Annotated in this window: 9 protein-coding genes; 8 read left to right on the top strand and 1 reads right to left on the bottom strand. The window is 51.1% G+C overall.

The genetic code is table 11. The features are described from left to right. Positions 1-94: 94 nt before the first annotated feature. Positions 95-916, bottom strand: coding sequence for a pyrroline-5-carboxylate reductase (proC, locus tag AACZ40_RS06430; protein WP_291170288.1), 822 nt, complete (start codon positions 914-916; stop codon positions 95-97). 288 nt (positions 917-1,204) lie between these two features. Here proC and AACZ40_RS06425 point away from each other — a divergent pair, with 288 nt between their 5' ends. The 8 genes from AACZ40_RS06425 to AACZ40_RS06390 all read left to right on the top strand — a co-directional run bounded on the left by AACZ40_RS06425 (position 1,205) and on the right by AACZ40_RS06390 (position 12,210). Continuing rightward, positions 1,205-2,026, top strand: coding sequence for a menaquinone biosynthesis protein (locus AACZ40_RS06425; RefSeq protein WP_291170290.1), 822 nt, complete (start codon positions 1,205-1,207; stop codon positions 2,024-2,026). Further along, on the top strand, positions 1,995-3,125 hold the full coding sequence (mqnC, locus tag AACZ40_RS06420; RefSeq protein WP_291170292.1) for a cyclic dehypoxanthinyl futalosine synthase: 1,131 nt from the start codon (positions 1,995-1,997) through the stop codon (positions 3,123-3,125). Before AACZ40_RS06425 ends, mqnC begins: the two co-directional genes overlap by 32 nt. 156 nt (positions 3,126-3,281) lie before the next feature. After that, a complete protein-coding gene (locus AACZ40_RS06415; RefSeq protein ID WP_291170294.1) occupies positions 3,282-4,043 on the top strand; it encodes an ATP-binding cassette domain-containing protein in 762 nt (253 codons plus the stop codon). Between the two features lie 5 nt (positions 4,044-4,048). Then, positions 4,049-6,472 carry an ABC transporter permease subunit/CPBP intramembrane protease gene (locus AACZ40_RS06410; RefSeq protein WP_291170296.1) on the top strand — a complete coding sequence of 808 codons (2,424 nt, stop codon included), beginning with the start codon at positions 4,049-4,051 and terminating at the stop codon, positions 6,470-6,472. Positions 6,473-6,543: 71 nt separating this feature from the next. Further along, the gene (locus AACZ40_RS06405; protein ID WP_291170297.1) at positions 6,544-7,770 is read left to right on the top strand and encodes an amidohydrolase family protein; all 1,227 of its coding nucleotides are present in this window, start codon (positions 6,544-6,546) and stop codon (positions 7,768-7,770) included. A gap of 179 nt (positions 7,771-7,949) precedes the next feature. Continuing rightward, positions 7,950-9,842 (top strand): hypothetical protein, encoded by a 1,893-nt coding sequence (locus AACZ40_RS06400; RefSeq protein WP_291170299.1) that lies wholly within the window; start codon positions 7,950-7,952, stop codon positions 9,840-9,842. Positions 9,843-10,253: 411 nt separating this feature from the next. After that, entirely contained in the window at positions 10,254-11,435 is a 1,182-nt protein-coding gene (locus AACZ40_RS06395) for a hypothetical protein (RefSeq protein ID WP_291170300.1), read from the top strand. Positions 11,436-11,463: 28 nt separating this feature from the next. Beyond that, positions 11,464-12,210: a class I SAM-dependent methyltransferase gene (locus tag AACZ40_RS06390; protein WP_339673656.1), complete on the top strand. Its 747-nt coding sequence runs from the start codon at positions 11,464-11,466 to the stop codon at positions 12,208-12,210. Positions 12,211-12,437 lie beyond the last annotated feature (227 nt).

The following is a 12,437-nucleotide window of genomic DNA, read 5'->3' as shown; positions in this document are numbered from 1 at the left end:
TTTTGAGAGATGGATACAGTCAGCACAAGTTGGATCATAAAATTAAAGAATGTCTGGTGATAAAAACCGAGCTTCAGCATCCCGTTCGAGAGAGTTATCCTTTGCCGAGTTCTATGGAGCGGTTTGTTGCCGCGCTGACTGCGTTCATCAGGCTGTTTCTTAATCCGCCGGCTTCCAGCGCGTGAATTCCCGCGATCGTGGTTCCTCCGGGGCTGGTCACCGCGTCTTTGAGAGTGCCGGGATGTTCGCCTGTCTGCAGGACCATTTCAGCGGCCCCTTTCACAGTCTGGGCAGCCAGTTGTGTGGCGATGTGACGTGGCAGCCCCACGCGGACTCCACCATCGCTGAGGGCTTCAATCACCTGGTAGATATAGGCAGGGCCGCTGCCTGACAGGCCGGTGACCGCGTCAAGTTGAGACTCGGGAACTTCAAAAGCGATCCCGACCGTCGAAAGTAATGTCTCCACCAGCTGCGCATCTTCTGTCGATGCCTGTCCGCCACGCGCAAAAGCAGAGGCACCCTGTTTGACCAGGCAGGGGGTGTTGGGCATTACACGGATCATGCGAGTGGATTTTCCCAGGGTATCCAGAAACAGAGCAAGTGGGCAGCCGGCCGCGATGGAAATCAGGAGGTGCTGGGTGGTCACAGCTGATTTGATTTCCCGAAGCACGTCGGGAATCTGCTGGGGTTTGACCGAGAGAATGATGATCTCTGACTGTTCCAGGACCAGCTGATTCGAGGAAACTGACCGTGCGCCGGTCTCCTGGACGAACTTCTGCCTGGCAGCTTCATAAGTGTCGCTGGCACAGACATGGTCTTTTGTTGTGAATCCAGAGGAAATTAGTCCTCCTGCCAGAGCGGTTGCCATACGACCAGATCCGATGAAGCCGACCCGGGAGAGACTCTGTTCTGTCATGCTGTTACTGCTTTCTGCTGCCTGTAGTTATGGTGATCACCTGCGGCAGGACGCCAAATTTGGTCTGTCCTTGGATTTTCAAGTGGATATTCCCTGATTGAGGGGGCATAAACTGCTAGAATAAGATAATGTATGCCAAGTTACGTACGGAATTGTAACACCTGTAGTCAGAATGTGCACGAGAGCGCGTTCTCTGAATGATTTACCATAGTGTGAGCTGATTGCGAGATGAAGACTGCTGGCTATAATAAGTTGGACAATGCAACCGGAAATGAAAGCCAAACGATAATGTCTGACTTGATTCCACCCCCAATCCGTGTGGGGGCGGTCTCCTATCTCAACTCGAAGCCTTTGATTGAAGATCTGGAAGCGCTCGCCGAAAATACTGAACTGATGTTGGATTATCCCAGTCTGCTGGCGGATGATCTGGCTGCCGGGCGTATCGATGTGGGTTTGATTCCTTCGATTGAAGTGATCCGCAGTTCTGAATATGAAATCATATCCAATGCCTGTGTGGCCACCCAGGGTCCGGTTTTGAGTGTTAAAATGTATAGCAGAGTGCCTCTGGGGCAGATTAAAAGGCTTGCGCTGGATATGGGTTCGCGAACGAGCGCGACACTGGTTCGGATTATGCTGGCAGAGCAATATGGCGTTTATCCGGAAGTCGAGCCGCTGCCCATCGAGAAGACGATCGAAGCCAGTACGGCTGATGCCATTTTATTAATCGGGGATCGTGCCATCCACACCCCGGAGACAAGCTTTGCAGCGACCTGGGATCTGGGAGAAGAATGGTTACGCTGGACGGGTCTTCCGTTTGTATTTGCCATGTGGGCCGTTCGACGCGATCAGGAAACGGGTTCGCTGGAATCGGCGCTGTGTCAGGCGCGGGATAAAGGCGTGTCGCTGCTGGATGAAATTGCCCGCCGGGAAGCCCCGAAGCTGGGCATTGACGAATCGGTAGCCAGAAGCTATCTGAAAAATAATCTGAGTTTTTATCTGGGGCCCGCGGAACGTTGCGGGTTACGTTTGTTTCAAGAATTAGCTATTAAAACGGGACTTGCGCCCGAGGGGGTTCCTCTTGTCTTCCGAAATTGCATCTCTGCTGGATAAAGCGGTCGCCGGCGAACGACTGAACCGAGAAGAGGGACTCAAGCTGATGGAGTCTCACGATCTGGTTGCGCTGGGTCGTGCGGCAAATGAAGTCACAAAACGTCTGCATCCGGAACCATATCGCACTTACAACATTGATCGGAATATTAACTATTCCAATTCCTGTACGGCGGTCTGTGATTTTTGTGCCTTTTATCGCAATCCCAAATCTCCCGAAGTCTATGTACTCAAACCCGAGCAGTTGTATCAGAAGATTGAAGAGACGATCGAACTGGGCGGCGATCAGATCCTCCTGCAGGGGGGGCTGCATCCCACGCTGAAACTGGAATGGTATGAGGATCTGCTGCGCGATCTGCGCGAACGCTATCCCACCATTAATGTCCACGGTTTCAGCCCTCCTGAAATTCATCACTTCACAAAAGTCAATAAGCTCTCGCTGCGTCAGGTGCTCGAACGGCTTAAGGCTGCTGGCCTGGGAAGCGTACCCGGCGGCGGGGGAGAGATTCTCGTCGATCGTGTGCGGAAAGAGATCACACGAGGCAAAGTCCTGACCGATGAATGGCTCGACGTGAATCGTGTCTGGCATGAACTGGGGGGCATCTCCAGTGCTACGATGATGTTCGGCCATATCGAAACACTGGCAGAACGCATCGAACATCTGGATCGTCTGCGTGAACTTCAAGATGAAACGCATGGCTTTTCTGCTTTCATCTGCTGGACACTTCAGCCGGATCATACGGACATGGATTATGTTCCTCCAGCGGGGGCGTTTGAGTATTTAAAGACACAGGCCGTGAGTCGACTGTACCTGGATAACTTCCAGAATATTCAGTCATCCTGGGTCACCCAGGGAGAAAAAACCGGTCAGATGGCACTCTTTTTTGGTGCCAATGATATGGGCAGCCTGATGATCGAAGAAAATGTGGTTTCCCAGGCCGGGACCACCCATCATCTGACTGTTGAGACGATTCGACGCTGTATCACCGAATCGGGTTATATTCCTCGGCAGCGGAATGTCTTTTATGACTATATCGATGATCCCGATTCCAGCGGTCCTGCCAAAGGAGCAGGTCACGTTCCTCTGCCCGTGCTCAACTGACAGAAAATTGATCATACACTCAGCTCAGGTCAGCCGATTCGCGGTGATAGGCTATGCTTACCTGTAATAATAACGTATAAGTAAGCCTCTCTACTCGGTTGATTGGCGCGATGCTGATCGTCTGATTTACGCGGGCATTTGGGATAATGGACGGATATGATTCACGTCGAAGGTCTGAGCAAAAGTTTCGATGATTTGCGTCGTGGCAGTATTGTCGCGCTCGACTCGGTGAGCTTTGATGTTCAGGCGGGAGAAATCTTCGGCTTACTGGGACCTAATGGAGCCGGCAAGACGACCTGCCTGCGGATGCTGAGTACGGTACTGCAGCCGACGGGCGGAACGGCAATTGTCGCCGGCTACAATGTCGCGACCCATCCCCAGGATGTGCGTGGGCAGATTGGATTCATGTCCTGCAACACCGGTATCTATGATCGGATGACTGCCTGGGAGATGGTAGAATACTTTGGTCGACTCTACGGCATCGAGGAGCAGGAACTCCAGGAGAGGCTGGATCGCATTTTCACCACTCTGCAGATGCAGGACATCAGGGATATGCTCGGTTCCAAAATGTCGACCGGCATGAAGCAGAAAGTCTCCATTGCCCGCACGATCATTCATGACCCACCCGTGCTGATCTTCGACGAACCCACAACAGGACTTGATGTTCTGGTCGCGCGTGCCGTCTTGAAAACAATAGAAGCGTTGCGCGAGGAGGGCAAGTGCATTATTTTTTCGACTCATATCATGCGGGAAGTTGAAAAGTTATGTGATCGCGTCGCGGTGATTTACAAAGGAAAAATTCTGGCGATCGGTAGTATCCCGGAACTGGAAGAACAATATCACGAGTCGGATATGGAAGAGTTGTTCTTCAGTTTAATTCAACAGCATGAAGACCAGCTGGCGATGAAGGCTCAATAATTCAGATGATACAGTGGAAGAACATCAAGCTGATTTTAATGCGTGAACTGCGCGACCAGATGCGCGACCGCCGCACCCTGTTTATGGTGGCAGTCCTCCCGCTGCTGCTCTACCCGGCGATGGGGATCGGCATGGTGCAGATGACCGTGTTGTTTTCCGAACAACCCCGGACTGTAGTCTTGCTTGGTGCCGATGAATTGCCAAAACAGCCTCAGTTACTGGACGGGGATCAGTTTGTTTCCAACTGGTTTACGATTCCCTCAGATGCGGACAAACTGCGCGTTATTACGGACAGCCAACCTGAGAACACTGATTCTGAGTCTACAGATACTGAAACCAATTCCGAACGTGAAGAGATTCTGAAGCAGGCCCATCAGCTGGAGCTGGAACTGAAACAGCATCAGAGTCTGCTGGACGAATGGGACAAGTTGAAAGGCAAGGAAGACAGTAGCGAAGCTGAGCTGCTGCTCCATGAAATTACTGAAACCAAGGAACGGCTGAGTAAACAGTTTGCGGAAAGCAAGATCCAGGTTCTGATTATTATACCAAAGGGACTTTCAAAAGAACTGGAGCAAGTCAGTGCGAAGCTGGCGCTTCACGAGCCAATAGACTTTGATCCCGCAGTTTCGTCCAGGCCATTGATTCTGAGAAACAGAGCCGATGAGAAATCGAAACTGGCCTTTATCCGGGTTCAGGAAGCGATGGATGCGTGGGAAAAAGCGATTTTACGTGCCCGGCTGAATCGAGCCAGGCTTCCTGTTTCTTTACCAACGCCAATCAATCCGGAAGTGATCGATCTGGCGCAGGATGATCAGCTGGCAGCGAATCTCTGGAGTAAACTTTTTCCCGCCCTGTTGATTATCATGGCAGCTACAGGTGCCTTTTATCCGGCGATTGACCTGGGAGCGGGTGAGAAAGAACGGGGCACGATGGAAACGCTGTTAATCTCACCTGCGAAGCGAACAGAAATCGTACTGGGTAAGTTTTTAACAGTGTTGGTTTTCAGTGTGTCGACGGCGTTGTTGAATCTGGCCAGTATGGGATTTACCGGCAAACATATGGTCAATGTGGCGGGAACGGGGGCGCTTTCCAGAATGGGGGATCTGTCGTTTCCTTCGTTTTCGGCCCTGTTCTGGATTGTGGTACTGCTGATTCCCCTGGCAGCGCTCTTCAGCGCCTTGTGTCTGTCGCTGGCCACGTTTGCCCGCAGCAGCAAGGAAGGGCAGTACTATCTGACACCGTTATTGATGGTCACGATCGGCCTGACCGTCTTCTGTTTATCGCCGGCAGTGGAGATCAATCCCTTTTACAGTCTGATGCCGGTGGTCGGCGTTGCCCTGCTGTTGAAGGGGATGTTGTTATCGACGGTCAACGCGGGCATTTTGTACGTGTATGCGATTCCGGTCCTGATTACGAGTATCGGATATAGTCTGCTGGCACTCTGGTGGGCCATCGACCAGTTTCAACGTGAGGATGTCTTATTCCGCGAGGCCGAACGCTTCGAGGTTGGTCTCTGGCTGAAGCACCTGATGCGTACCAAGGATTCACTGCCCAGTTTTGCCGAGGCGGGTTTCTGTTTTGTGATCATCATGCTTCTGCAGTTTGCTGTCATGAATACCATGCGAGACGCCATCCAGATGGCGACCACGGCAGAGCGTCCCACGCGAATGATGCAGCTGCTGATGATCCAGCAACTGGCGATCATTGCGACGCCGGCGCTGATGATGGGTATTATGCTGACGACGAGCATGCGAAAGACGTTTCGTCTCTATCTGCCTCGCTTCAGTTTCTGGATCGTGGCGACGATCCTGGCGTTTGCCCTGCATCCCCTGTCGCAGGAACTGGTTTCCAGTTTACGGTGGTTCTTCCCGGCTTTGCCGAAGGGAACCGTTGCCGTCCTGCAGGATATGTCAGATCCCAATCAGTCGATCTGGCTGATTTTACTGGCGTTTGCCCTGGCACCTGCAGTCTGTGAAGAGCTGGCATTTCGAGGTTTCATTTTAAGTGGCTTTGGTCGACGTGGTCGTGCCTGGCTGGCGATTATCCTGTCCAGCCTCACCTTCGGCGCCATGCATATGATTCCCCAGCAGGTGTTTAATGCGACCCTGGTTGGTCTGGCACTGGGTATGATTGCGGTTCACAGTCGCAGTCTGTTTCCGGGGATTGCCTTTCATTTTATCTATAACGCCCTTTCAATCTACCGTGGTCGAGTACCTGAAAAATGGGTTCCCGAACATGGTCTGCAGTATTTTGTCAGTATGGGACCGGAGGGCCTGCGTTATTCCTGGCCTCTGCTGCTGATTTGTGCCGTGTTAGCGATTGCACTGCTGCGATGGGTGACACTGCAGTCCAGGACTGCTCCCGGTGAGCAGACAGAGTCGTTGACGTTGTCTGCCTTTGACCGCCGGCTCACAGATTCCACAAATTAGCTTTAATCTGATATCATCTGATCTGGTCGTGATTTCACCTGCCATCATCGTTTATTAGACAAAGTGATATTTTGGAACGTCAGATCTTAGCAGCGCGCTGGGTATTTCCCGTTGAGGGACCTCCACTGGAACGGGCCATCGTTGAAGTGGAAGGCTCCCGGATTGCCGCCGTGTACCAGGGAGAACATCCCCGGGCAGTCGATCTGGGCAATACTGCTCTGATCCCCGGACTGGTGAATACGCACACTCACCTGGAATTCAGTCAGCTGGAATCTCCGCTGGGACCCACAAAGCCGTTTGCCGCGTGGATTCGCTCGATCATGAAATCGCGGTTCACCTGTACTGTTCCCGCAGGTCAGAGGATCCAACAGGGAATCGAGGAGAGTTTGAAAGCCGGGACGACCTGCCTGGGAGAAATCGCAACCAGTTCAGAGAGTTTGCAGCTGTTGTCTGCAGATGACAGGAAACCCTCTGCGGTCGTTTTCCGCGAATGTCTGGGTTTCACACCAGATCGGATTGAAAAGCAGCAACAGATTGCAGCAGATTATCTGCAGCTGGGAACGGATCTCGAGTTGAGTGATGCCGTGGGCCTGGGAATCAGCCCGCATGCGCCTTACAGTGTGAATCCCGATTTATATCTGAATCTGGTTCAACAGGCGCGTGATCAGGGCGTGCCCGCCGCCGTGCATCTTGCGGAGACAGAAGATGAACTGGAATTTTTGACTCAGAAATCGGGTCCCTTTGTAGATCTGTTAGCTGAGCTGGGGCTCTGGGATCCGCAGATATTGCGAGACGGGATGCGCCTGTATGATTACCTCGCACCACTGGCGGAACTCACATCTGCGCTGGCCGTCCATGGAAATTATTTTGGTGATGCCGAGATCGAATTTCTGAAGCAGGCCCCGCAGATTTCTGTTGTTTACTGCCCGCGTACCCATCATTATTTTGGCCATCGCCCCCATCCCTGGTTGACTTTGATCAGTCAGGGAATCAATGTGGCACTGGGGACGGACAGTCGGGCTTCCAATCCTGACCTCAGCCTCTGGAAAGAACTGCAGTTTCTCCGTGAACAGTTTCCCAATGTCTCGACAGATCTCATTCTGGAGTGTGGCACTTTAGCGGGCGCCCGTGCACTGGAGCTGTCAGACCGACTGGGATCGCTGACTGTCGGGAAACGAGCAGATCTGGCTCTGATCCGCCTGACTGATGACCTGGTTTCCGATACGGGAGGAGCGCATTTGTTGAATTCCCGGTCCTATGTTTCAAGAGTCATGTTGAATGGCGTCTGGATCAATTGATTTCAGCAGAAATACCGTTACCCTATTATCACCAGTCGGCGCATTTTATGTAGTAGTCAAGGGGGCCAACCCCTTATTAGAAACATCCGGGTTCGGTGATGCGCGAAACCGACCTGAAGCTCAACTGTTGCAGGTGAAATTCTCAATTGTTGTTGGGGAACCCATTCATGGAAAAAACAATGTCAATCGAATTTGGTCAATCTGTGGCACAACAGTTGTTTACTGTTTCTGATGAAGAATTTTTGCAGTCGGTACAATGGAAATCAAAGCCGACGGGCGATTTGATGAAGGGCGCACAGTCAGGTGAATTGGGCCGGTTCTGTAAGGGACTGGCATCCACCCTGAAATCCATTGGCAAACAGAAGCGATCAGGAAAGCTGTCTGCTGAAATGCCGTGGTCTACGCTCTGGTCGGTTGAGTCGGTAGATGAAACCTGTCGCACTTCGGATTTGATCAGCCTGATTGGTTCCGCGAGAAAATTGCTGGCTCGGCCCAAAAAGAAATCAAAGACTGCGAAACGCAAAGAGACTCCTGAATTGAGCTGGGATGAAATCAGTCGCCTGCTGGTCGGCTGGATTGATCAGATTTCCGCCTCCGATCCCTTACAGCCTTTTGAATTGTTGCTGTTGATCGAAATGCTGGAAAATCTGGGTACTCGCCTGGCACCGGCTGCGCTCATCAGTGTCTGGCGGGCCTGCCTGTTTTCTACGGTGACGCTTTGTTTCAAGCTTGAAGAAACTGACTTCTCAGGGATACCCGAAGATCAGGTCGCACTGATTTCGGGAGAAGTTCCCTGGCGTGCCGGATTATTCTTCTCGGAGATTTCCGGGGCAAAGAATTTCCGTCAACTGGGTCAGCAGAATTTACGAGACAGTTTTTTCGATCGCACTGATAACGATGGAACTCCGCACGCGGATTTCTTTCCCCGACTGGATTACTGGTTGATTACCTTGACCAGGGCGACTTATGCAGGCCAGGTCTGGGGCAAAAAATTATGGGATCAGGAAGCCCTGGATCGTTTCCAGTTATCGGTTGAGAAAATCACAGCAGCCTGCGATGCCAGTGGTCAGATTGCGCTGTGCCCCACGCATACAGTTTCGCATCTGGAATTACTGTCAGCAGCAACCAGTATTGCAGGACTGCCGTCCCGAAGTGCAGAGCGATTATATTTAAAATCGCTGCAGAGAGAAAAAAAGCGCTCCGGGTTTTTCATTCAGTCAGAAGAATGTGCTTCGACCCAGTCAGACTGGGCTGCCTATGCTTTGATGAGAAATTACTGGTCTGATACATCCAATCTGCTGGTGGTGAACTGGAACGGGGAACTCCCGGTCGTCAGCCTGACGGCAATGGGAAAATTACTGTTGCAGGGAACCTGGGAATTTTCATTGACAGTCAACGGCGAAAATCTGACGGGCGATGGTGAATGGAGTTGTGTCTGCTGGAATTCAGATGAAGATGCGGACTACCTCGAATTACAGATGGACCTGGATTCCGGTTTTCGGCTGGAGCGTCAGCTGTTGCTTCCCCGCAACCAGCACTTTGCTTTTCTTTCAGATATTGTGACCGGGACCGAAGCTGCCAACATTGAATATCGATCGATACTGCCGGTCTCTCCCGAATTGACGGGCAGTGTAGACAGCGAAACACATGAAATGATGCTCAAAACCAAAGGACTGACGGCACGGATCTTTCCGATCGGCTTATCCCAGGAGCGGGATTTCTTTCAGCCGGGCAGCCTGACTTTTAATGAACAGCATCAACTGATTTTGCAGCAGCAGGTTTCGGAAGCATCGGCACTGTATGTCCCACTGGTGATCGACTGGGAACCCGATCTGAAGCGCAAAGCGGCAGACTGGTCTCGACTGACCGTGAGTGAAGCAGGGAAGATTTCTCCGCGGGATGAAGCAGCCGGACATCGATTACGGATCGGAACACATCAGTTACTGGTGTATCGCAGTCTGAAAAAAGCGGACCAGGCACGGGCCGTGCTGGGCCATCATACCAGTTACGAATCTGTGATCGGTCGCTTTGATACTAATGGTGATTTAAATCCGCTCCTGTTTGTAGAGTAATACCAGCCAAACGAGGCGATTCTTTGCTTTCTGAAATGTCTGGGGGGTACTCAGGGCGGCCCGGATTTCTTACAATGAGAATCAGAGAGTGTCTCGTTAAACTCTGGCGTCTCCAGGGGTATGGGGACCGGGTGTAAGAGATTGAGAGAGGCTTTATTTGCATGCGAGGTACTCTCGGATCAGCCTGTCTGTATAACGTTACGTCTAAATTTTATGAGTCAGGCTGTCGGGTACTGAACTAACTGTAAGTGGATTGAATTCCGCCCGTTTTAGTGTGATCATGTTATCAGGCTGGATCAAACACTGTTTGCCGGCCTGCGATCATAGAGTTTGTGTCGAACAGATCACTCGAGAGTATAATCAGAAGAATCGCATCACTAATCTGAAACGATCAAGGACAAGAGAATTATCATGTCAGCAGACGCCTTTGCCGCTTTGGAAGAATTACAGCAGCAGTCACCGCAAGCCGTTTTGGATCGATTGGTTGAAACTCTGACTACGCAGAAAAATTATCATCGACTGTTTGATGCCCTGTTAATGCAAAAGAAACTGGCGCTGGGCATGGGTCTGTTGAAGCCAACCAGTTTTGACAATGTACCGGAAGCTAAAAAGAAAGAGTTCGAGGAAGCATATATCGATGCGGCCCGTCAAGTCGGTAAGTTATTCCTGGAAGAGAAAAAGTATTCCGATGCCTGGTTATACTTCCAGACCATTCAGGAGCCCGAGCCGGTTGCAGACGCCTTGAAGAAAATCAATCCGCGCACGGTACCGGAAGAGAAAGTGGAAGAGCTGATCCAGGTTTGTGTTTATGAAGGGGCGAATCCGGAAAAAGGATTTGAGCTTATGTTGCAGGTCAACGGCATCTGTAACACGATCACCGTATTTGACCAGATGAATGCACAGCTGAGCCCGGAGGGGCGACAAAAGGTTGCCTGCCTGCTGGTTGACCAGTTGTATGCAGATCTCGTTCACTCTCTGCAATATCAGGTACAACAGAAAGTTCCCATAGCTCCTCCCACAGACAATCTGCGGGAACTGATGGCGGGACGGGACTGGATGTTTGAATCCGGCAGTTATCATATCGATGTTTCGCATTTAAATTCGGTGGTTCGTTTTGCCCGCCTGCTGCCTGACAATGATCCTCATCTGTCAAAAGTGATTGAATTGTGTGAATATGGATCCCGGTTAGACAGCCAGTTTCAGTATCCGGGAGAGACTCCGTTTGAAGACTTTTATCCGGCACATATGCACTTTTTCAAATCCCTCGTGGGAGATGAAAATGATCAGAAAATGGGGATTGCCTATTTCGAAAACAAACTGGAGCAGGAACCGGATGAAGACGACAAGCAGATGATTGCATATGCAATGATTGATCTTCTGACGCGATTGGGACGAAATGACCGGGCCATCGAACTGGCGGAAACCTATCTGAGTCAGTTTGAAGATCCCAATACCTTTTCCTTCACTGATCTGTGCCTCAAAACAGACCATCTGGATGTCCTGCAGCGAGTGGCACGTGGTAAAGGAGACCTGGTCACCTTTGCCGGGGCGTTACTGGATTCACAGGCTGAAACACAGCCGCAGGAATCCTGATCGATAGATCTGAAACCGAGCCTTCCGCATGTCCCACCTGCCTCATAACCGTGCTGCCTGGAATCGACTGGCGGAAGTTCGCAGTCAGTTTACCAAAGTCGCGACCGATGAAGAGTGTCGAGCACCCTTACAGACACTTGATTCACGGGGCTGGCTGCCTGAATCTGTCACTGGCAAACACGTGCTGTGCCTGGCGTCGGGAGGTGGCTGGCAGTCGATCCTGTATGCATCTGCGGGGGCGCAGGTCACCGTCGTTGATCTCAGTAATAAAATGCTGCAGCTGGACGAACAGGAAGCCCACAGGCGAGGCCTGCAGGTAAAAATCGTTGAAGCATCCATGGATGATCTGTCTGATTTGCGGGATGCGCAATTTGATATTGTGCATCAGCCTGTGAGTACCTGTTATGTTCCCGATGTGGAAGAAGTCTACCGGGAAGTGGCGCGCGTACTGCGTCCGGGAGGGCTCTATATCAGCCAGCATAAAACTCCCACGAGTCTGCAGATTACCAGTCGAAATCAACAGCATGAATACGTTGTCGGTCTGGAGTATTATCAGCAGGGGGCACTGCCGAAAACGGATGACCGGTCTTACCGGGAAGACGGTGCGACCGAATACCTGCACCGCTGGGATCAACTGGTGGGGGGCTTGTGTCGTGCTGGACTGTATTTCCAACACGATTCTTGTTTCTTGACAATTTACACCTCGCGTTTTATATTGTCTATATTATATCGCTTATATGCATTGTCGTTGCAATCAAGTCTCATAAACATGTGATTGGTTCTTATATCTATAAATCTGGTTTTGGTTATGGTATCCCAATTTGTATTTGTGTACAGATCAGTCTCGACATTTAATGCAGCAATATTGTTTTTTACATTTAGCGCCATTCCTCCATTTTCAGTTGTTTGTATAGAATTAAAAATTGGAACTGGAGCCTCTGGGCATAGACGATTGCATTCTCCGTAATTAAAAATATCGCGGCAACTTTCTCCAATTACCAG

The organism is uncultured Gimesia sp. (assembly GCF_963972345.1).
Lineage (GTDB): Bacteria > Planctomycetota > Planctomycetia > Planctomycetales > Planctomycetaceae > Gimesia.
This window is presented reverse-complemented; position numbering and strand designations above follow the sequence as displayed.

What these genes read in the sequence shown, in the direction of transcription:
- proC (WP_291170288.1), bottom strand. Translation starts at nt 916, where the DNA reads ATGACAGAACAGAGTCTCTCCCGGGTCGGCTTCATCGGATCTGGTCGT.
- AACZ40_RS06425 (WP_291170290.1), top strand. Translation starts at nt 1,205, where the DNA reads ATGTCTGACTTGATTCCACCCCCAATCCGTGTGGGGGCGGTCTCCTAT.
- AACZ40_RS06415 (WP_291170294.1), top strand. Translation starts at nt 3,282, where the DNA reads ATGATTCACGTCGAAGGTCTGAGCAAAAGTTTCGATGATTTGCGTCGT.
- AACZ40_RS06410 (WP_291170296.1), top strand. Translation starts at nt 4,049, where the DNA reads ATGATACAGTGGAAGAACATCAAGCTGATTTTAATGCGTGAACTGCGC.
- AACZ40_RS06400 (WP_291170299.1), top strand. Translation starts at nt 7,950, where the DNA reads ATGTCAATCGAATTTGGTCAATCTGTGGCACAACAGTTGTTTACTGTT.
- AACZ40_RS06395 (WP_291170300.1), top strand. Translation starts at nt 10,254, where the DNA reads ATGTCAGCAGACGCCTTTGCCGCTTTGGAAGAATTACAGCAGCAGTCA.
- AACZ40_RS06390 (WP_339673656.1), top strand. Translation starts at nt 11,464, where the DNA reads ATGTCCCACCTGCCTCATAACCGTGCTGCCTGGAATCGACTGGCGGAA.